The following is a 19,786-nucleotide window of genomic DNA, read 5'->3' as shown; positions in this document are numbered from 1 at the left end:
TGCGGAGTTTGCAAAATGACGAATAATACTATAAAGCATCTAGGTATTGTGGAAAACATACAAGGTTCTCATCTGTCGGTGAGGATTGTCCAGACATCGGCTTGCGCGGCTTGTAGCGCAAAGGGGCATTGTTCCTCGGCGGATAGTAAGGACAAAATCATAGATATTATAGATACCGCGGCTTCTTCCTATCAGGTGGGAGAGAGGGTGATGGTAGTCGGCGAAACGTCGATGGGCATGATGGCGGTAGTATTGGCTTTCGTACTTCCTTTCGTACTTCTTATATTTTCATTGTTTCTTTTGATGGCATGGATAGAGAATGAGTTGTATGCAGCACTTCTTTCTCTAGCTGTTCTTGTACCTTATTATTTCGTTTTATGGCTTAACAAAACGCGACTCAAACAACAATTTTCATTTACTATAAAACCAATAAATAACTAAAAACATTATGAATTTGATTCTGATTGCAGTGATTTCATTGGGAGCTATAGCGCTCGTGCTGGCCGCTATTCTTTATGTGGCTTCCAAGAAATTTGCCGTGTATGAAGACCCGCGGATTGCCCAGGTGGGAGAAGTGCTTCCCCAGGCTAATTGTGGTGGATGTGGCTATCCCGGTTGTAGCGGATTTGCCGACGCTTGCGTCAAAGCCGGTTCGCTGGATGGTAAATTCTGCCCCGTAGGTGGACAACCTGTCATGGCACAAATTGCTGATATCCTCGGACTTGCAGCCGGTGAAGCTGAACCGATGGTAGCAGTGGTGAGATGTAACGGAACGTGTGCAAATCGTCCGCGTACCAACCAATATGATGGTGCGAAGAGTTGTGCTATTGCCGCTTCATTGTATGGTGGGGAAACAGGATGTAGTTACGGATGTCTGGGGTGTGGCGATTGTGTGGCTGCTTGTCAGTTCGATGCCATTCACATGAATCCTGAAACAGGGCTTCCGGAAGTGGATGAAGCGAAATGTACCGCTTGTGGTGCCTGTGTGAAGGCTTGCCCGAAGGCGATCATTGAAATCCGTCCGCAAGGAAAGAAGTCACGCCGCGTGTATATCTCTTGTGTGAATAAAGACAAGGGAGCTGTGGCACGTAAGGCTTGTACAGTGAGCTGTATCGGCTGTGGCAAGTGTGTGAAGACTTGTCCGTTCGAAGCTATTACGCTGGAAAACAACTTGGCTTACATCGATCCGCACAAGTGTAAATCTTGTCGGAAATGTGTGGAAGTTTGTCCGCAGAATACCATTATCGAGTTGAATTTCCCGCCGCGGAAACCGAAAGAAGAAGCTCCGGCTGCTCCGAAGGCTACAGAAGCTCCGAAAGTAACAGAATAATAACAGAAAAAAATACAGAACTGTATGTTAAAGACATTTTCAATTGGTGGAGTTCATCCACACGAAAATAAATTGTCGGCACATCAACCTATTATCACAGCGGAAGTTCCTGCAAAGGCTGTTATTTTGCTGGGGCAGCACATCGGTGCACCTGCAAAACCGGTTGTAGCGAAAGGGGATGTGGTAAAGGTAGGTACACGGATTGCCGAACCTGCCGGCTTTGTTTCGGCAGCCATTCACTCTTCGGTCAGTGGTAAAGTGGCGAAGATTGATACCATAGTCGATGCCAGTGGTTATGCGAAACCTGCTATCTTCATTGATGTGGAAGGCGACGAATGGGAAGAAACAATCGACCGTAGCACCACACTGGTGAAAGAGTGTGAGCTTTCCGCAGAAGAGATCGTAAAGAAAATTGCCGATGCCGGAATCGTAGGTTTGGGCGGTGCTTGTTTCCCTACACAGGTGAAACTTTGTCCTCCTCCTTCTTTTAAGGCTGAATGTGTGATTATCAATGCCGTAGAATGTGAACCTTACCTGACTGCCGACCATCAGCTGATGCTGGAACACGCGGAAGAAATCATGGTAGGTGTTTCTATCCTGATGAAAGCGGTGAAAGTGAACAAGGCATTTATCGGAATCGAAAATAATAAGCCGGATGCTATCGAACTGATGACCAAAGTGGCCTCCAGCTATGCAGGCATCGAAGTAGTGCCCTTGAAGGTGAAATATCCGCAAGGAGGTGAAAAGCAGCTGATCGACGCGATTACCAAACGTCAGGTGGCGAGCGGCGCATTGCCTATCTCTACGGGAGCCGTCGTGCAGAACGTGGGAACAGCGTTTGCTGTTTATGAGGCAGTGCAGAAGAATAAGCCGTTGTTTGAACGTGTGATTACCGTGACTGGAAAGTCGGTTGCGAAACCTTCCAACTTCCTGGCTCGTATCGGTACACCGATGAAACAGTTGATTGACGCTTGCGGTGGTCTGCCCGAAGATACGGGTAAGGTGATCGGTGGCGGTCCGATGATGGGTAAGGCACTTGTAAATATTGAGGTTCCTACTGCGAAGGGCAGTTCCGGTATCCTGATTATGAATCGGAAGGAAGCCAAACGTGGTGAGGCGCAGACTTGTATCCGTTGCGCGAAGTGCGTGAGTGCCTGTCCGATGGGACTGGAACCGTACTTGCTCGGAGCTTTGTCCGAAAACGGGGATTTTGAAACAATGGAAAAAGAAAGAATCATGGATTGTATCGAGTGCGGCTCTTGCCAGTTCACTTGTCCTGCCAACCGTCCGCTGCTCGACTACTGTCGTCTGGGCAAAGGCAAAGTAGGCGCTATGATTCGTGCACGTCAAGCTAAAAAATAACGAATATGGAAAATAAATTAATCGTATCACTATCGCCCCACGTTCATGGCGGAGACAGCGTACAGAAAAATATGTATGGCGTGCTGATCGCACTGATTCCGGCTTTTCTGGTGTCTCTCTATTTCTTCGGACTGGGTGCCCTGATTGTCACGGCTACTTCCGTTGCAGCTTGTTTGTTCTTCGAATGGGCGATCGGGAAATATTTAATGAAGAAACCTACCACTACCATCTGCGACGGCTCTGCCATCATCACAGGTGTGTTGCTGGCATTCAACTTACCGTCTAATCTTCCTGTCTGGATTATCATTCTGGGTGCACTGTTTGCTATCGGTGTAGGCAAAATGTCTTTCGGCGGATTAGGCTGCAATCCTTTCAATCCGGCATTGGCAGGACGCGTGTTCCTGTTGCTTTCTTTCCCGGTGCAGATGACCAGTTGGCCGGTAGTCGGACAGTTGACCGCTTATACGGATGCTACCACCGGTGCCACTCCGCTGGCATTGATGAAGCAAGCCATCTACGGTGACACTGCCGCTTTAAGCCAGATTCCGGACGCATTGACCTTGCTGATCGGACAGAATGGCGGATGCTTGGGTGAAGTGAGTGCACTGGCTCTGCTGATCGGACTCGTTTATATGCTCTGGAAGAAAATCATCACCTGGCATATTCCTGTGTCTATCCTGGCTACCGTGTTTATCTTTGCAGGTATCATGCACCTGGCAGATCCTGAAAAATACGTTTCTCCGGTATTGCAATTGCTCTCCGGCGGTCTGATGCTGGGTGCTGTCTTTATGGCAACCGACTATGTGACTTCTCCGATGAGCAAAAAAGGAATGTTGATTTATGGTGTATGTATCGGTCTGCTGACGGTTGTCATCCGTCTGTTCGGTGCCTATCCCGAAGGTATGTCGTTCGCCATCCTGATTATGAATGCGTTCACTCCGCTGATTAACACCTATTGTAAACCTAAACGCTTTGGGGAGGTAGCGAAGAAGAAATGAAAAAGTTACAATCATCTTTAAAGAATATGTTGCTGGTGCTTACGGGCGTGACGGCTGTCTCCGTAGCGTTGCTGGCTTATGTAAACGAACTGACAAAAGGCCCCATTGCCGAAGCGAACGCGAAGACGCTGAACGAGGCCTTGAAAAAGGTTCTTCCCGAATTTACCAATAATCCGGTAGCGGAAAGCGATACGATCTTCAGCGAGAAAGACGGAAAGAAGAACGTTGACTTCATCGTTTATCCCGCCAAGAACGGCGAAGAACTTGTAGGAACGGCTGTCGAAGCTAAATCAATGGGATTTGGCGGCGAACTGAAAGTGCTGGTAGGTTTTAACGCCGAAGGTAAAATCTATAATTACTCGTTGCTCGCTCACGCGGAAACTCCGGGACTGGGCTCTAAAGCCGACAAATGGTTCGGAGCATACGACCCGGCCAAGGGAGAACAGGCTGTATCTCACGAAGCGAGTACGAAATCTATTTTGGGGATGAATCCGGGTGAAACTCCGCTGACCGTCAGCAAAGATGGGGGAACGGTGGATGCCATTACAGCTTCTACCATTACTTCACGTGCTTTCCTGAATGCGGTGAATGCTGCCTATCAAGCCTATAAAGCCAAAGGTGGTGAAGTGAACGGTGTCAGCGGTGCATCTCAAAAGGCTACAGACGCAGACGCAGCTACGGGAGCCACAATAAAAGTTGAACTTACTGATTCGGTCAGTGCTAAATAAGAAAGGAGACAGATAATGAATAACTTTAAAGTAATGATGAACGGGATTATCAAAGAGAATCCTACGTTTGTACTCCTGCTCGGTATGTGTCCTACATTGGGTACGACTTCGTCGGCCATCAATGGTATGGGTATGGGACTGGCTACCATGTTCGTATTGATCTGCTCGAATGTGGTGATCTCTTTAATCAAGAACCTGATTCCGGATATGGTGCGTATCCCGTCGTTTATCGTGGTGATCGCGTCTTTCGTAACCTTGCTTCAAATGGTGATGCAGGCATACGTGCCGGGACTGTATGCTACGCTCGGTCTTTTCATCCCGTTGATTGTGGTGAACTGTATTGTGTTGGGGCGTGCCGAAGCCTTCGCCGCCAAGAATAACGCAGTTGCTTCTATGTTCGACGGTATCGGCATGGGACTTGGTTTCACCATTGCCCTGACATTGCTGGGTGCTGTTCGTGAATTCCTCGGAACCGGTAAGATTTTCGATCTGACCATCATGCCGGAAGAATATGGAATGTTGGTGTTTGTGTTGGCTCCGGGTGCTTTCATCGCTTTGGGCTATCTCATCGCGCTGATTAATAGTTTCAAGAAAGCCTAATTCAATTAAATAAGAAAAGAATATGGAATATATATTGATATTTATATCGGCAATCTTTGTAAACAACATCGTGTTGTCGCAGTTCCTGGGTATCTGTCCGTTCCTGGGCGTATCCAAGAAGGTGGAAACTGCGATGGGTATGAGCGCTGCGGTTGCTTTCGTGTTGACCATCGCTACCATCGTTACCTTCCTGATTCAGAAGTTTGTATTGGATGTTTTCGGACTGGGATATTTGCAGACCATTACGTTCATTCTGGTCATTGCCGGATTGGTACAGATGGTGGAAATCATTCTGAAAAAAGTATCGCCTGCTCTGTATCAGGCTTTGGGCGTGTTCTTGCCCTTGATTACCACCAACTGTTGTATTCTTGGTGTGGCTATCCTGGTGATTCAGAAAGACTACGACCTGCTGACAGGTGTTGTGTACGCGTTCTCTACGGCTATCGGCTTCGGTCTGGCACTGGTGCTTTTTGCCGGATTGCGCGAACAGATGAGCCTCGTGAAAGTTCCGAAAGGAATGCAAGGCACTCCGATTGCCTTGATTACCGCCGGTTTGCTTGCTATGGCATTCATGGGATTCTCCGGCGTGGTGTAAGGATTTACAGTTGATAATTAAATAGGGGATTGGAAGCTCTGCTGTGTGGCGACATACAGATTTGAGTTTCCAATTCTTTTTTATACCTAATTGCTACCAAATCGTACCTTAATCACTTTTTGATAAATAAAATGGTGGCAGATTATTGCTATTCCATTTTATTTCCATACATTTGTAACTCAAACAATAATAAGCCGAGAAACTAACCATTTTATAAAGTATATGAAAGAAAGAATTTTAGTAACAGGCGGGACAGGATACATAGGGTCTCATACTGTTGTAGAACTACAAAACAGCGGATATGAAGTAATCATCATCGATAATTTATCAAATTCAAGTGCTGACGTCGTTGACAATATAGAGAAAGTTTCCGGTATTCGCCCAGTTTTTGAAAAGCTGGACTGTCTGGACTTTGCAGGTCTTGATGCAGTATTTACAAAATATAAAGGAATTAAGGCGATCATTCACTTTGCAGCAAGCAAAGCAGTAGGAGAATCGGTACAGAAACCATTGCTTTACTACCGTAATAACTTGGTTTCTTTGATTAACCTGCTCGAACTGATGCCAAAACATGGAGTAGAAGGTATTGTGTTCTCTTCTTCCTGTACAGTATACGGCCAGCCGGATGAACTGCCGGTAACGGAAAAGGCTCCGATTAAGAAAGCGGAATCACCCTATGGAAATACGAAACAGATCAATGAAGAAATTATTCGTGATACGGTAGCTTCAGGTGCTCCGATCAATGCGATCATGTTGCGCTATTTCAACCCGATTGGTGCGCATCCTACGGCATTGCTGGGTGAACTTCCCAATGGAGTTCCTCAAAACCTGATTCCATATCTGACCCAGACCGCTATTGGTATCCGTGAGAAACTAAGTGTGTTTGGTGACGATTATGATACACCGGACGGTTCTTGTATCCGTGACTTTATCAATGTCGTTGACTTGGCTAAAGCCCATGTGATTGCTATCCGTCGTATCTTGGAAAAGACGCAAAAAGAGAAAGTGGAAGTGTTCAATATCGGTACAGGACGTGGCGTTTCTGTATTGGAATTAATAAATGGCTTTGAAAAAGCCACCGGCGTAAAACTGAATTATCAGATTGTCGGACGTCGTGCAGGCGACATTGAAAAAGTTTGGGCGAATCCGGATTTCGCAAACAAAGAACTGGGTTGGAAGGCTGTAGAAACTTTGGAAGATACTTTACGTTCTGCATGGAACTGGCAGCTGAAACTCCGTGAAAGAGGGATTCAATAAAAGAGTTCTGTTTTTAAATTAACATAAAAGATTAAACAAATCGTGCATGCGATTTGTTTATTTGATGCCAATCGACCTGAAGCTGTTTATGAGTATGCGAATATACGTAAATAGTACTTATGCCTCCCCGGCATAGACAGGAAAGATTGCATAGTAGTTTTGTCGTGTTTTATTTTGTGTTTGTGTTGTGACGGTACTACGACGTGAGTCGTGGTACCGTTTTTTTATTCGCCCGGTACGGGCGAACAATACTATGTTTATAGCTTTCCTTTGAAACAGAAAACGTCTCTTCCTTCAATTGTTTCCGGTAGGGACGTTCCGGGGGCGAACAGTCCGAACACTGAAGAGCCGGAGCCGCTCATGGAGGCATAGATTGCTCCTTGATTATAGAGTTCCCTTTTGATTTCTCCGATAACGGGATGTTGAGGGAACACACTTGCCTCGAAATCATTGATTAGGATATTCCTCCATTCTGCAACCGGACGCAGGATTGCCTCTTTGACCGGATATTTCGGATGGTGCGGATGGATATTTGAAAAGGCTTCCCGGGTGGAAACGAAAACGTTCGGTTTGACAATCATGATTTGATAGCCGTTTAATGAAAGCTCGATCGGTGAGAAGATGTTTCCGATACCTTCGGCATAAGTCGGCTTATTTTTAATAAAGAAAGCGCAGTCCGCTCCCAAAGTGGCGGCATATACCTCCAGCTGTTCTTCGGATAATTCCAACTGAAAATGATCGTTGAGCAACTTCAGCATAAAAGCGGCATCGGATGAACCGCCCCCCAGTCCGGCTCCCGAAGGAATATGCTTGTACAAATGAATTTCGACAGGGGGAAGGTGAAACTCCTTATCCAGCAGTGAATAAGCCTTTGCCACCAGGTTGTCTTCCGGATTGCCGGCTATTTCCATACCATACTGGTGGAGGGTAATCTTCTTTTCAGCTTCAGAAGAAGTCCGGATTTCGAGGGCATCCTCAAGTGCTACCGGATAGAAAACAGTTTCCAGATTGTGATATCCGTCCGGGCGTTTCTCGGTGATGGAAAGCCCCAGGTTTATTTTAATATTGGGAAAGGCGAGCATATTTACTATTTTACAATTTACTATTTGCGGTGCTGCACATGACAATTAATCATGTGTTGAATGTAATTCGGGGACAAAGTTAGTAAAATCTTCATTTTTCCTTATCCATTCTTCATGATTATATTCTATCTTTGTCGTCCCGACCGGAAGAACTCTGTTATTTATGGAGTATGTCCGGTCGCGAATAGTAAATAGCAAATTGTAAAATAGTTAATATCTTCATGGCCGAACAGAAAAGAAATACCCGCAATGCAAAGTCTACTAAAGTACAACCGGTAAATGATTATGGTCGTATTCAGCCGCAGGCACCTGAACTGGAAGAAGCAGTTCTGGGAGCTTTGATGATTGAAAAGGATGCTTACTCATTGGTGAGTGAGATTCTTCGTCCTGAATCTTTTTACGAACACCGGCATCAGTTGATTTATTCTGCTATCACCGATCTTGCGGTGAATCAGAAACCGGTGGATATTCTGACTGTAAAGGAACAACTTAGCAAACGCGGAGAACTGGAAGAGGTGGGAGGCCCGTTCTATATTACTCAATTGAGTAGTAAGGTGGCTTCATCGGCACATATTGAGTATCACGCCCGTATTATTGCGCAGAAATCTCTGGCACGTGATCTGATTACGTTTACAAGCAATATCCAGAGTAAAGCGTTCGATGAAACGCTGGATGTGGACGACCTGATGCAGGAAGCGGAGGGTAAGCTCTTCGAGATCTCGCAGCAGAATATGAAAAAGGATTATACGCAGATCAATCCGGTGATTGACGAGGCCTATAAGTTGATTCAGAAGGCTGCGGCGCGAACCGACGGTTTGAGCGGTCTTGAGAGTGGTTTCACAAAGCTCGACAAAATGACTTCCGGTTGGCAGAATTCCGACCTTATCATTATCGCTGCACGTCCTGCGATGGGTAAGACAGCCTTCGTACTTTCCATGGCTAAGAATATTGCTGTCGATTATCGGAATCCGGTGGCGTTGTTCTCTCTTGAAATGAGTAACGTTCAGTTGGTGAACCGTTTGATTGCGAATGTCTGCGAGATTGAAAGTGGAAAGATCAAGAGCGGACAGTTGGCAGGTTATGAGTGGCAACAGTTGGACTATAAACTGAAGAATCTGATGGATGCGCCGCTTTACGTGGATGATACTCCGTCTCTGTCTGTATTTGAACTTCGAACGAAAGCACGTCGTTTGGTACGTGAGCATGGGGTGAGAATCATTATTATTGACTACCTTCAGTTGATGAATGCAAGCGGTATGGCGTTTGGTAGCCGCCAGGAAGAGGTTAGTACCATTTCCCGTTCGTTGAAAGGACTGGCAAAAGAGTTGAATATTCCGATCATCGCACTGTCGCAGTTGAATCGTGGTGTGGAAAGTCGTGAAGGTATCGATGGTAAACGTCCGCAGTTGAGTGACCTTCGTGAATCGGGAGCCATCGAGCAGGATGCCGATATGGTATGCTTTATCCACCGTCCCGAATACTATAAGATTTATCAGGATGATCGTGGTAATGACCTGCGCGGTATGGCGGAGATTGTCATCGCCAAGCATCGTAACGGTGCGGTAGGCGAGGTGTTGCTCCGGTTCAAGGGAGAATTTACCCGTTTCTCCAATCCGGAGGACGATATGGTTATCCCGATGCCGGGTGAGCCCGCCGGGGCTATGCTGGGATCGAAGATGAATACTGGTAATGTCGGTTCCGCGCCTCCTCCCGCGCCTGATTTTATGCCACAGACGGGCAATCCGTTCGGAACACCGGGGGATGGGCCTTTGCCGTTCTAGTTGCGTCCTCTGTGGTGAAATAACGCGCAATTTTTTATCAAACCTTCTCGGTCAACCGAAAAATCTTATTAACTTTGCGAATCTTTTTGAGAAACAATAAAAAATTAAGTATATGAATATCTCTTATAACTGGCTGAAAGAGTATGTCAACTTCGACCTGACGCCTGATGAAACGGCTGCTGCGTTGACTTCTATCGGCTTGGAAACTGGCGGTGTGGAAGAAGTGCAAACCATTAAAGGTGGTTTGGAAGGACTTGTGATCGGGGAAGTGCTGACCTGCACGGAACATCCTAATTCTGACCATTTGCATATTACTACTGTCAATCTGGGAGACGGTGAACCGGTACAGATTGTTTGTGGTGCCCCGAACGTGGCTGCCGGACAGAAAGTGGTGGTAGCTACTTTAGGTACGAAACTTTATGACGGTGACGAATGCTTTACCATCAAGAAATCAAAAATCCGTGGAGTAGAATCTACAGGTATGATTTGTGCTGAAGACGAAATTGGGATCGGTACGGATCATGCAGGTATCATCGTATTGCCGGAAAATGCTGTTCCGGGTACGCTTGCCAAGGATTATTATAATATCAAGAGTGACTATGTATTGGAAGTGGATATCACGCCTAACCGTGCGGATGCCTGCTCTCACTATGGGGTAGCTCGCGACCTGTACGCTTATCTGATTCAGAACGGTCGTCAGGCAACTTTACAACGTCCGTCGGTGGATGGCTTTAAGGTGGAAAACCATGACTTGAATATCGAAGTGAAGGTTGAAAACAGCGAAGCTTGTCCGCATTATGCCGGTGTTACCGTGAAAGGCGTAACGGTGAAGGAGAGTCCGGAATGGCTGCAAAACAAATTGCGTCTGATCGGTGTGCGCCCTATTAATAATGTAGTGGATATTACGAATTATATCGTTCATGCTTTCGGTCAGCCGTTGCACTGCTTCGATGCCGGAAAGATTAAAGGCAACGAAGTGATTGTAAAGACAATGCCTGAAGGTACTCCGTTCGTTACGCTGGATGAAGTAGAGCGTAAACTGAATGAACGCGACTTGATGATTTGCAACAAGGAAGAGGCCATGTGCATTGCCGGCGTATTCGGCGGACTGGACTCCGGTTCTACGGAAGCTACGACAGACGTATTCATTGAAAGTGCTTATTTCCATCCTACATGGGTGCGTAAGACAGCCCGTCGTCATGGGTTGAATACGGATGCTTCTTTCCGTTTCGAACGTGGTATCGATCCGAATAGTGTGATTTATTGCCTGAAATTGGCTGCTTTGATGGTGAAAGAACTGGCTGGCGGTACGATTTCTTCTGAAATAAAAGATGTATTTACGACTCCAGCACAGGATTTTATCGTCGATCTTGCTTACGAAAAAGTACATTCTTTGGTAGGTAAAGTGATTCCGGTAGAGACAATCAAGAGCATTGTGACCAGCCTGGAAATGAAGATTACCAATGAAACGGCAGAAGGACTGACATTGGCTGTGCCTCCTTATCGTGTAGATGTGCAGCGTGATTGCGACGTGATTGAAGATATTCTTCGTATCTACGGATATAATAATGTCGAAATTCCGACTACGCTGAACTCCAGCCTGACTACAAAGGGTGAGCACGATAAGTCGAATAAATTGCAGAACCTGATTGCAGAACAACTGGTGGGCTGTGGATTCAATGAAATTCTGAACAACTCACTGACCCGTGCGGCTTATTATGATGGTCTGGAGGCTTATCCGTCCAGTCACCTGGTGATGTTGCTCAATCCGTTGAGTGCTGATCTGAACGCTATGCGTCAGACTTTGCTGTTCGGCGGACTGGAAAGTATTGCTCATAACGCCAATCGTAAGAACGCTGATTTGAAGTTCTTCGAATTCGGTAACTGTTATTATTTCAATGCTGACAAGAAGAACGAAGAGAAGGTACTGGCTCCTTACTCGGAAGATTATCACCTGGGCTTGTGGGTAACCGGTAAGAAGGTTTCCAATTCATGGGCGCATGCGGATGAAAATAGTTCGGTGTATGAATTGAAAGCGTACGTAGAAAATATATTGAAACGTCTGGGACTGGATTTGCACAATCTGGTTGTCGGTAATCTGACAGACGATATTTTTGCTGCCGCACTCTCTGTCAACACGAAGGGCGGAAAACGTCTTGCTTCTTTCGGTGTTGTGACTAAGAAGCTGTTGAAAGCGTTTGATATCGACAATGAAGTGTATTATGCCGATCTGAACTGGAAGGAATTGATGAAAGCCATCCGTTCTGTGAAGATCAGCTACAAGGAAATCTCTAAATTCCCTGCTGTGAAACGCGACCTGGCATTGTTGCTTGACAAGAATATACAATTTGCCGAAATCGAAAAGATTGCATACGAAACAGAGAAGAAACTGTTGAAAGAAGTGGAACTCTTCGATGTATATGAAGGTAAGAATCTCGAAGCGGGTAAGAAGTCGTATGCAGTGAGCTTCCTGCTTCAGGATGAAAACCAGACTTTGAATGATAAGATGATTGATAAGATCATGTCGAAACTGGTGAAGAACCTGGAAGATAAACTGGGTGCCAAACTTAGATAAACTTAAAATTGTCATTATTAAAAATATAAACCAATGGGAAGAGCATTTGAATATAGAAAGGCCGCTAAACTGAAAAGATGGGGCCACATGGCTAAAACTTTTACAAGACTGGGTAAACAAATCGCTATCGCTGTAAAGGCAGGCGGTCCGGAACCTGAAAACAACCCGACACTGCGTTCGGTGATCGCTACTTGTAAGCGTGAAAACATGCCGAAGGATAACATTGAGCGTGCTATCAAAAACGCGATGGGTAAAGACCAGAGTGACTACAAGAGTATGACTTATGAAGGATATGGTCCTCACGGTATTGCTGTGTTTGTAGACACATTGACAGACAACACGACTCGTACGGTGGCTGATGTCCGTTCGGTATTCAATAAGTTCGGTGGTAATTTGGGTACAATGGGTTCTCTTGCATTTCTTTTCGACCACAAATGTGTATTCACTTTCAAGAAGAAAGACGGATTGGATATGGAAGAACTGATTCTGGATCTGATCGACTATGATGTGGAAGATGAATATGAAGAAGATGATGAAGAGGGAACAATCACTATCTATGGTAATCCCAAGAGCTATGCCGCTATTCAGAAACATTTGGAAGAATGTGGCTTTGAAGATGTCGGCGGAGACTTCACTTATATTCCGAACGACCTGAAAGAGGTTACTCCGGAACAACGCGAAACATTGGATAAGATGATCGAGCGTCTGGAAGAATTTGATGACGTGCAGACTGTCTATACCAACATGCAACCGGAAGGGGGAGAAGAGTAAAGCAAGGTTATGGAATATGTTTATAAGACCCAGGGGACTTGCAGCACGAATATCGAACTGAATGTGGAAGATGGAGTGGTGAAAGAAGTTGCTTTCTGGGGAGGATGTAATGGTAATCTTCAAGGTCTTTCCCGCCTTGTGAGAGGGATGAAGGTGGCGGATGTTATCACAAAACTCGAAGGAGTGCGTTGTGGTGGCAGACCGACTTCATGTCCCGATCAATTGTGTCGTGCATTGCATGAAATGGGATATTAATTGACGATTTTTTTGTTTTTTTTTATTTTTAATTTTCAGCCTCTGGCAATTGGTTTGTCGGGGGCTGTTTTTTTTGTTAAATCTTTATTTCCTTTTCCTTAAAATCCCCTGCAAAATAGTTATATGCTATCCGCTTCCTTTTTATCGGAATTTTATCCGTTTTTATCGTTTACTTACTTGTCGGTATTTTGAACTAAAATTGATCTTCACTCGTTATTTATAAGTATATTTGTGAAGTTAAAAAAACTATTATGCAAAAATGAAGAATATTTTTCAAGACTTAAGACGGAAAGATCATAAACGCTATCTGGGTGGACTGGATGTTTTTAAATATATTGGTCCGGGGCTGTTGGTTACTGTAGGATTTATTGATCCGGGAAACTGGGCTTCTAATTTCGCAGCCGGTTCCGAATTCGGCTATTCCTTGCTTTGGGTGGTTACTTTGTCTACCATCATGCTGATTATTCTTCAGCACAACGTTGCCCACTTGGGTATTGTTACCGGGCTTTGCCTTTCGGAGGCGGCCACTAAGTACACTCCTAAATGGGTGTCACGCCCTATTCTTGGCACGGCAGTACTGGCGTCGATCTCTACTTCCCTGGCGGAAATTCTGGGAGGTGCCATCGCGTTGGAAATGTTATTGGATATTCCTATTATATGGGGAGCTGTGTTGACTACGCTTTTTGTCTCCATTATGCTTTTCACTAATTCATATAAAAAAATAGAACGTTCCATCATTGCGTTCGTTTCCGTAATCGGGCTTTCGTTTATTTATGAATTGTTTTTGGTGGAAATAGATTGGCCGGCTGCTGCGGCGGGGTGGGTGACTCCCTCTTTCCCGAAAGGAAGTATGCTGATTATCATGAGCGTGCTGGGAGCGGTAGTGATGCCTCATAATCTGTTCCTTCATTCGGAGGTGATACAGAGTCACGAGTACAATAAGAAAGATGATGCTTCTATTAAGAAGGTATTGAAATATGAGTTGTTTGACACTCTTTTCTCAATGATTGTCGGTTGGGCGATTAACAGTGCCATGATTCTGCTGGCGGCCGCCACTTTCTTTAAAAGTGGTATTCAGGTAGAAGAGTTGCAACAGGCTAAGTCCTTGCTCGAACCTTTATTGGGAAGTAATGCGGCAATTGTATTTGCATTGGCACTGCTGATGGCGGGTATCTCCTCAACCATAACGAGCGGAATGGCGGCAGGCTCTATCTTTGCAGGTATTTTCGGCGAGTCTTATCATATCAGGGACAGTCACTCGCAGGTGGGAGTCCTCTTGTCTTTGGGAATTGCCTTATTGCTGATTTTCTTTATTGGAGATCCTTTTAAAGGATTGATTATTTCGCAGATGGTACTAAGTATTCAATTGCCTTTCACCGTGTTTTTACAGGTGGGACTGACGTCTTCCCGAAAGGTGATGGGGGATTATGTCAATAGCCGTTGGAGTACGTTTGTATTATATTCGATTGCTATTATTGTTTCGGTACTGAACATTATGCTTTTGTTTTCATAAAATGAACACGAATTTATAAATATAGAATGATGAAGATTATTACTTATAACGTGAACGGACTACGCGCTGCCGTATCTAAAGGATTACCGGAATGGCTGGCGCAGGAGAATCCTGATATTCTTTGTCTGCAAGAGACGAAACTGCAACCGGACCAATATCCGGGAGAAGTGTTTGAAGCGTTGGGCTACAAGTCTTATTTGTATTCCGCACAGAAAAAAGGATACAGTGGGGTGGCCATACTTACCAAGCGGGAACCGGACCATGTGGAATACGGTATGGGAATGGAAGTATATGACAATGAAGGACGTTTCATCCGTGCGGACTTCGGTGACTTGTCGGTGGTCAGCGTTTACCATCCTTCGGGAACAAGCGGGGATGAACGCCAGGCCTTTAAAATGGTGTGGTTGGAAGATTTCCAGAAATATGTGATGGAGTTGCAGAAGTCTCGTCCCAACTTGATTCTTTGTGGTGATTATAATATCTGCCATGAGCCGATTGATATTCATGACCCTGTCCGGAACGCGACCAACAGCGGTTTCCTTCCTGAAGAACGGGAATGGATGACGCGTTTCCTGTCTGCGGGATATGTGGACTCTTTCCGTACGCTTTGTCCGGAGAGACAGGAATATACCTGGTGGAGCTATCGCTTTAATTCGCGTGCCAAGAATAAAGGCTGGAGAATCGATTATTGTATGGTCAGTGAGCCGGTACGCCCGCTGTTGAAACGGGCGTATATCTTGAATGAGGCCGTACATTCCGACCATTGTCCAATGGCTTTGGAAATATTATAGAATGGTAATACTCAATTTACGGGTGTCTCTTCCGTCGCGAAACTCGCAGAGGCAGACACCTTAAAAATGCAAAATAGTTTATGGAAGATAGAATACAGAAAGCGGTGGAGCTTTTTAAGAGTGGATATAACTGCTCGCAGTCGGTAGTAGCGGCTTTTGCGGACATGTATGGATTTACACAGGAACAGGCATTGCGTATGAGTGCTTCTTTTGGCGGGGGCATCGGACGGATGCGTGAAACGTGTGGGGCTGCCTGCGGCATGTTTCTGGTGGCAGGCTTGGAAACCGGTGCTACGGAAGCAACTGACCGGGAAGGAAAAGCTGCCAATTATGCGGTAGTGCAAGAATTGGCGGCTGAATTTAAGAAGCGTAACGGCTCGTTGATTTGTGGCGAATTGTTGGGATTAAAGAAAAAAGAGCCGGTTTCCACTATTCCGGAAGAGCGTACTACTCAATATTATAGCAAGCGTCCCTGTGCAAAAATGGTCGAAGAAGCGGCAAGAATTTGGTCTGAATATCTCGAAAAGCATCCCAAATAAGGTCCTAAAATGCTTTTTTATTACAAAAACGGTAAAAAAGTGCTCAATAAAATGTTATATAACATAAAAATAACTATCTTTGCCTCCGAAATAAAATCTGAAAGTCTTTTGGCTGGAAAGATTTTATGCATGTCTAACTAAAATTGCAAAGCAAATGTTGAAAGAAAAAGCTGGTGTAATTGCAGGTACTATCTGGAATGCACTGAACGAAACAGAAGGAATGACTGCCAAGCAGCTTAAAAAAGCAACTAAATTGGTTGACAAAGATCTGTTTCTCGGCCTTGGCTGGTTATTGAGAGAAGACAAAGTCTCTGTGGAAGAAGTTGAAGGTGAACTCTTCATCAAATTGATCTAAGCGAGTAACTCACTTAAGCAATAAAAAAATGCGTTGGTACATGATCATAATGTTATCAACGCATTTTTTTTTATTCCGCCATTTACGTATCTTTGCACACCAAAAAGATAAAATAATAAGAATTCAGAATGAAGAATATACGCAACTTTTGCATTATTGCTCATATTGATCACGGTAAGTCGACTTTGGCTGACCGTTTGTTGGAGTTTACACATACCATTCAGGTGACTTCCGGGCAGATGCTTGATAATATGGATCTGGAGAAGGAAAGAGGGATCACTATCAAGAGCCATGCTATCCAGATGGAATATACTTATCAGGGTGAGAAGTATATCCTTAACTTGATTGACACCCCGGGACATGTGGACTTTTCGTATGAGGTATCGCGTTCTATTGCTGCATGTGAAGGTGCGTTGCTGATTGTCGATGCTTCACAGGGAGTGCAGGCGCAGACGATTTCGAATCTGTATATGGCCATTGAGCATGACCTTGAGATTATTCCGGTGATTAATAAATGTGACATGGCAAGCGCCAATCCCGAAGAAGTGGAAGACGAGATTGTTGAATTGTTGGGCTGTAAACGGGAGGAAGTAATCCGTGCGTCCGGCAAAACGGGGATGGGAGTGGAAGAGATACTGGCGGCTGTGATTGAGCGGATTCCTCATCCCGAAGGAGATGAAGAGGCGCCGTTGCAGGCTTTGATTTTCGACTCTGTATTCAATTCTTTCCGCGGAATTATTGCTTATTTCAAGATTGAAAACGGTATGATTCGCAAGGGAGACAAGGTGAAGTTCTTCAATACGGGAAAAGAGTATGATGCTGATGAAGTAGGGGTGTTGAAAATGGATATGGTGCCTCGTAACGAACTTCGTACGGGCGATGTAGGATATATTATTTCCGGTATCAAAACTTCTAAGGAGGTGAAAGTGGGAGATACCATTACGCATATTGCCCGTCCGTGTGAAAAGGCTATTGCCGGTTTTGAGGAAGTGAAGCCGATGGTGTTTGCCGGAGTTTATCCGATTGAGGCGGAGGATTTTGAAGATCTTCGTGCGTCTTTGGAGAAGTTGCAGTTGAATGACGCGTCTTTGACTTTCCAGCCGGAATCTTCGTTGGCTCTGGGGTTTGGTTTCCGTTGTGGTTTCCTCGGATTGCTCCACATGGAGATTGTGCAGGAACGCCTGGACCGTGAGTTTGATATGAATGTGATTACTACGGTGCCGAACGTTTCTTACCATATATATGATAAACAAGGTAATATGAAGGAAGTGCACAACCCTGGTGGTATGCCCGACCCGACCATGATTGATCATATCGAAGAGCCGTATATCAAAGCGTCTATTATTACTACTACCGATTATATTGGTCCTATTATGACGCTTTGTCTGGGTAAACGTGGTGAATTGATCAAACAGGAATATATCTCCGGTAACCGGGTGGAAATCTACTATAATATGCCTTTGGGAGAAATTGTGATTGACTTTTATGATAAGTTGAAGAGTATTTCCAAAGGGTATGCCTCGTTTGATTATCATCCGAATGGTTTCCGTACTTCTAAATTGGTGAAGTTGGATATACTCTTGAACGGTGAGCCTGTGGATGCGCTTTCCACTTTGACACATATTGACAATGCTTACGATATGGGACGCCGGATGTGTGAGAAGTTGAAGGAACTTATTCCGCGTCAACAGTTTGATATTGCCATTCAGGCAGCTATCGGAGCGAAGATTATTTCTCGTGAAACCATTAAGGCGGTTCGTAAGGATGTGACCGCGAAGTGTTATGGTGGCGACGTGAGCCGTAAACGTAAACTGCTTGAAAAACAGAAAAGAGGTAAAAAACGAATGAAACAAATCGGTAACGTGGAAGTGCCGCAGAAAGCCTTCCTCGCCGTATTGAAGCTGGATTAGAAATATTGCCGCAAGCAATTTTTCAGAGATATGTTCTGAACAAATTGACTTGCGGTTAGTTTTTAATACACCAGGTGATTGCCTTCTGTCTGCAGAGCTTTCCTTGGCAATCACTTTTTAGAAACAAACAACTATAAATATGAGAAAAGTTCTGTCTTTTTCGGGCTTCCTGATGTTGGGGCTCGTCATTTCGCAATTCCTGCCGATGATGGCAGGCGATGGCTATGGAGCCGTTAAATCCATTTCGAATGTACTACTCTATGTATGCCTTAGTTTTATAATGATTAATGTAGGCCGTGAATTTGTTCTTGATAAGACACGGTGGAAAAGTTACGCCCAGGATTATTTTATTGCAATGGCTACGGCTGCTTTGCCGTGGTTTATGATTGCCATTTATTATGTGTTTATATTGCTTCCGCCCGATTTTTGGAATAGTTGGGAAGCATGGAAGGAGAATTTGCTGTTAAGCCGTTTTGCCGCACCGACATCAGCCGGTATTTTGTTTACGATGTTGGCGGCTATCGGGCTAAAGTCCAGTTGGATTTATAAGAAGATACAGGTATTGGCTATTTTCGATGATTTGGATACGATTCTTTTGATGATTCCTCTTCAGATTATGATGATCGGGCTGCGCTGGCAGTTGATTATTGTGGTAGTGATTGTGTTCCTGTTATTATCAATCGGCTGGCAAAGGCTGAATAAATACGATTGGCGTCAGGACTGGAAGGCTATCCTTTTCTATTCGATAATCGTATTTTTGGCTACTCAAATTCTTTATCTCGGTAGTAAGGAATTGTATGGGGAGGAGGGAAGCATTCATATTGAAGTCCTGTTGCCTGCATTTGTGTTGGGTATGATTATGAAACATAAGGAACATGACACGCCCGTGGAACGAAAGGTTTCTACCGGAATTTCATTTTTCTTTATGTTCCTGGTAGGGATGAGTATGCCGCATTTTATTGGAGTGAACTTTGCGGAGACTCACGCAGGTGCTTATTCCGTCACCGGTTCGCAGGAGATGATGTCGTGGGGAATGATTCTGTTTCATGTGGTGATTGTCTCTTTATTGTCGAATATAGGAAAGCTTTGTCCGATGTTCTTTTACCGTGACCGGAAATTAAGTGAGCGACTGGCTCTTTCTATCGGTATGTTTACCCGTGGTGAGGTAGGAGCCGGAATTATTTTCATAGCATTGGGTTATAACTTGGGTGGACCGGCATTGGTGATTTCTGTGCTTACTCTGGTGTTGAATCTGATTCTGACCGGTATCTTTGTATTGTGGGTGAAGAACTTGGCTTTGCGAAGTTATACTGATTAAGATAATGGGTGTAAGTGTACCCCTGC

19 protein-coding genes and 1 pseudogene are annotated in these 19,786 nt (G+C 44.9%); 18 read left to right on the top strand and 2 right to left on the bottom strand.

Annotation, left to right across the window (positions count from 1 at the left end):
* Positions 1 to 15 precede the first annotated feature (15 nt).
* From GD631_RS17125 to galE, 8 genes are all read left to right on the top strand, one after another.
* Complete coding sequence (locus GD631_RS17125) at positions 16 to 441, top strand: SoxR reducing system RseC family protein (RefSeq protein ID WP_074909211.1); 426 nt, start codon at positions 16 to 18, stop codon at positions 439 to 441.
* A 7-nt stretch (positions 442 to 448) separates the two neighbouring features.
* On the top strand, positions 449 to 1,330 hold the full coding sequence (locus GD631_RS17120) for a Fe-S cluster domain-containing protein (RefSeq protein ID WP_074909207.1): 882 nt from the start codon (positions 449 to 451) through the stop codon (positions 1,328 to 1,330).
* 24 nt (positions 1,331 to 1,354) lie between these two features.
* Positions 1,355 to 2,692, top strand: coding sequence for an electron transport complex subunit RsxC (rsxC, locus tag GD631_RS17115; protein WP_138274645.1), 1,338 nt, complete (start codon positions 1,355 to 1,357; stop codon positions 2,690 to 2,692).
* A gap of 5 nt (positions 2,693 to 2,697) precedes the next feature.
* Positions 2,698 to 3,690, top strand: a complete 993-nt coding sequence (locus tag GD631_RS17110; RefSeq protein ID WP_143258728.1) for an RnfABCDGE type electron transport complex subunit D — start codon at positions 2,698 to 2,700, stop codon at positions 3,688 to 3,690.
* A complete protein-coding gene (locus tag GD631_RS17105; RefSeq protein ID WP_120069932.1) occupies positions 3,687 to 4,418 on the top strand; it encodes an RnfABCDGE type electron transport complex subunit G in 732 nt (243 codons plus the stop codon). Before GD631_RS17110 ends, GD631_RS17105 begins: the two co-directional genes overlap by 4 nt.
* 15 nt (positions 4,419 to 4,433) lie before the next feature.
* Positions 4,434 to 5,018, top strand: coding sequence for an electron transport complex subunit RsxE (gene rsxE / locus GD631_RS17100; protein WP_004295586.1), 585 nt, complete (start codon positions 4,434 to 4,436; stop codon positions 5,016 to 5,018).
* 22 nt (positions 5,019 to 5,040) lie between these two features.
* Positions 5,041 to 5,613, top strand: coding sequence for an electron transport complex subunit RsxA (gene rsxA, locus GD631_RS17095; protein ID WP_004303570.1), 573 nt, complete (start codon positions 5,041 to 5,043; stop codon positions 5,611 to 5,613).
* 222 nt (positions 5,614 to 5,835) lie between these two features.
* Positions 5,836 to 6,870 carry a UDP-glucose 4-epimerase GalE gene (galE, locus tag GD631_RS17090; RefSeq protein ID WP_074705183.1) on the top strand — a complete coding sequence of 345 codons (1,035 nt, stop codon included), beginning with the start codon at positions 5,836 to 5,838 and terminating at the stop codon, positions 6,868 to 6,870.
* A gap of 257 nt (positions 6,871 to 7,127) precedes the next feature.
* Here the strand turns inward: galE and ispE are convergent, their stop codons facing one another.
* Complete coding sequence (gene ispE / locus GD631_RS17085; RefSeq protein ID WP_143258727.1) at positions 7,128 to 7,952, bottom strand: 4-(cytidine 5'-diphospho)-2-C-methyl-D-erythritol kinase; 825 nt, start codon at positions 7,950 to 7,952, stop codon at positions 7,128 to 7,130.
* A 221-nt stretch (positions 7,953 to 8,173) separates the two neighbouring features.
* Between ispE and dnaB the strand changes: the two genes are divergently transcribed.
* The 4 genes from dnaB (at position 8,174) to GD631_RS17065 (ending at position 13,334) form a co-directional block, all read left to right on the top strand.
* On the top strand, positions 8,174 to 9,733 hold the full coding sequence (gene dnaB, locus GD631_RS17080) for a replicative DNA helicase (RefSeq protein ID WP_143258726.1): 1,560 nt from the start codon (positions 8,174 to 8,176) through the stop codon (positions 9,731 to 9,733).
* Positions 9,734 to 9,845: 112 nt separating this feature from the next.
* A complete protein-coding gene (gene pheT / locus GD631_RS17075) occupies positions 9,846 to 12,308 on the top strand; it encodes a phenylalanine--tRNA ligase subunit beta (RefSeq protein ID WP_143258725.1) in 2,463 nt (820 codons plus the stop codon).
* A gap of 33 nt (positions 12,309 to 12,341) precedes the next feature.
* Positions 12,342 to 13,079 (top strand): YebC/PmpR family DNA-binding transcriptional regulator, encoded by a 738-nt coding sequence (locus GD631_RS17070; RefSeq protein WP_143258724.1) that lies wholly within the window; start codon positions 12,342 to 12,344, stop codon positions 13,077 to 13,079.
* A gap of 9 nt (positions 13,080 to 13,088) precedes the next feature.
* Entirely contained in the window at positions 13,089 to 13,334 is a 246-nt protein-coding gene (locus GD631_RS17065; RefSeq protein ID WP_008022698.1) for a TIGR03905 family TSCPD domain-containing protein, read from the top strand.
* A 206-nt stretch (positions 13,335 to 13,540) separates the two neighbouring features.
* On the opposite strand, the pseudogene GD631_RS22465 reads toward GD631_RS17065, so the two are convergent.
* Positions 13,541 to 13,612, bottom strand: a pseudogene (locus GD631_RS22465) (hypothetical protein); the annotation flags it as partial.
* On the opposite strand from GD631_RS22465, the gene GD631_RS17060 reads away from it, so the two are divergent.
* The 6 genes from GD631_RS17060 (at position 13,594) to GD631_RS17035 (ending at position 19,760) form a co-directional block, all read left to right on the top strand.
* A complete protein-coding gene (locus tag GD631_RS17060) occupies positions 13,594 to 14,847 on the top strand; it encodes an Nramp family divalent metal transporter (protein ID WP_143258723.1) in 1,254 nt (417 codons plus the stop codon). The pseudogene GD631_RS22465 and the gene GD631_RS17060 sit on opposite strands and share 19 nt — an antisense overlap.
* Positions 14,848 to 14,876: 29 nt before the next feature.
* Positions 14,877 to 15,638: an exodeoxyribonuclease III gene (locus tag GD631_RS17055; RefSeq protein WP_143258772.1), complete on the top strand. Its 762-nt coding sequence runs from the start codon at positions 14,877 to 14,879 to the stop codon at positions 15,636 to 15,638.
* Positions 15,639 to 15,718: 80 nt separating this feature from the next.
* Positions 15,719 to 16,177: a C-GCAxxG-C-C family protein gene (locus tag GD631_RS17050; RefSeq protein WP_143258722.1), complete on the top strand. Its 459-nt coding sequence runs from the start codon at positions 15,719 to 15,721 to the stop codon at positions 16,175 to 16,177.
* A gap of 154 nt (positions 16,178 to 16,331) precedes the next feature.
* A complete protein-coding gene (locus GD631_RS17045) occupies positions 16,332 to 16,532 on the top strand; it encodes a winged helix-turn-helix domain-containing protein (RefSeq protein ID WP_004295603.1) in 201 nt (66 codons plus the stop codon).
* 128 nt (positions 16,533 to 16,660) lie between these two features.
* Complete coding sequence (gene lepA, locus GD631_RS17040; RefSeq protein WP_004312779.1) at positions 16,661 to 18,442, top strand: translation elongation factor 4; 1,782 nt, start codon at positions 16,661 to 16,663, stop codon at positions 18,440 to 18,442.
* A gap of 139 nt (positions 18,443 to 18,581) precedes the next feature.
* Complete coding sequence (locus GD631_RS17035) at positions 18,582 to 19,760, top strand: cation:proton antiporter (protein WP_143258721.1); 1,179 nt, start codon at positions 18,582 to 18,584, stop codon at positions 19,758 to 19,760.
* The last annotated feature ends 26 nt before the right edge of the window (positions 19,761 to 19,786 follow it).

Origin of the sequence: Bacteroides luhongzhouii, assembly GCF_009193295.2 — a bacterium.
Classification (GTDB): Bacteria; Bacteroidota; Bacteroidia; order Bacteroidales; family Bacteroidaceae; genus Bacteroides; species Bacteroides luhongzhouii.
This window is presented reverse-complemented; position numbering and strand designations above follow the sequence as displayed.

Excerpts from the sequence above, each read along its gene's own strand:
- GD631_RS17125 (WP_074909211.1), top strand. The coding sequence starts at position 16 with ATGACGAATAATACTATAAAGCATCTAGGTATTGTGGAAAACATACAA.
- GD631_RS17120 (WP_074909207.1), top strand. The coding sequence starts at position 449 with ATGAATTTGATTCTGATTGCAGTGATTTCATTGGGAGCTATAGCGCTC.
- rsxC (WP_138274645.1), top strand. The coding sequence starts at position 1,355 with ATGTTAAAGACATTTTCAATTGGTGGAGTTCATCCACACGAAAATAAA.
- GD631_RS17110 (WP_143258728.1), top strand. The coding sequence starts at position 2,698 with ATGGAAAATAAATTAATCGTATCACTATCGCCCCACGTTCATGGCGGA.
- GD631_RS17105 (WP_120069932.1), top strand. The coding sequence starts at position 3,687 with ATGAAAAAGTTACAATCATCTTTAAAGAATATGTTGCTGGTGCTTACG.
- rsxE (WP_004295586.1), top strand. The coding sequence starts at position 4,434 with ATGAATAACTTTAAAGTAATGATGAACGGGATTATCAAAGAGAATCCT.
- rsxA (WP_004303570.1), top strand. The coding sequence starts at position 5,041 with ATGGAATATATATTGATATTTATATCGGCAATCTTTGTAAACAACATC.
- galE (WP_074705183.1), top strand. The coding sequence starts at position 5,836 with ATGAAAGAAAGAATTTTAGTAACAGGCGGGACAGGATACATAGGGTCT.
- ispE (WP_143258727.1), bottom strand. The coding sequence starts at position 7,952 with ATGCTCGCCTTTCCCAATATTAAAATAAACCTGGGGCTTTCCATCACC.
- dnaB (WP_143258726.1), top strand. The coding sequence starts at position 8,174 with ATGGCCGAACAGAAAAGAAATACCCGCAATGCAAAGTCTACTAAAGTA.
- pheT (WP_143258725.1), top strand. The coding sequence starts at position 9,846 with ATGAATATCTCTTATAACTGGCTGAAAGAGTATGTCAACTTCGACCTG.
- GD631_RS17070 (WP_143258724.1), top strand. The coding sequence starts at position 12,342 with ATGGGAAGAGCATTTGAATATAGAAAGGCCGCTAAACTGAAAAGATGG.
- GD631_RS17065 (WP_008022698.1), top strand. The coding sequence starts at position 13,089 with ATGGAATATGTTTATAAGACCCAGGGGACTTGCAGCACGAATATCGAA.
- GD631_RS17060 (WP_143258723.1), top strand. The coding sequence starts at position 13,594 with ATGAAGAATATTTTTCAAGACTTAAGACGGAAAGATCATAAACGCTAT.
- GD631_RS17055 (WP_143258772.1), top strand. The coding sequence starts at position 14,877 with ATGAAGATTATTACTTATAACGTGAACGGACTACGCGCTGCCGTATCT.
- GD631_RS17050 (WP_143258722.1), top strand. The coding sequence starts at position 15,719 with ATGGAAGATAGAATACAGAAAGCGGTGGAGCTTTTTAAGAGTGGATAT.
- GD631_RS17045 (WP_004295603.1), top strand. The coding sequence starts at position 16,332 with ATGTTGAAAGAAAAAGCTGGTGTAATTGCAGGTACTATCTGGAATGCA.
- lepA (WP_004312779.1), top strand. The coding sequence starts at position 16,661 with ATGAAGAATATACGCAACTTTTGCATTATTGCTCATATTGATCACGGT.
- GD631_RS17035 (WP_143258721.1), top strand. The coding sequence starts at position 18,582 with ATGAGAAAAGTTCTGTCTTTTTCGGGCTTCCTGATGTTGGGGCTCGTC.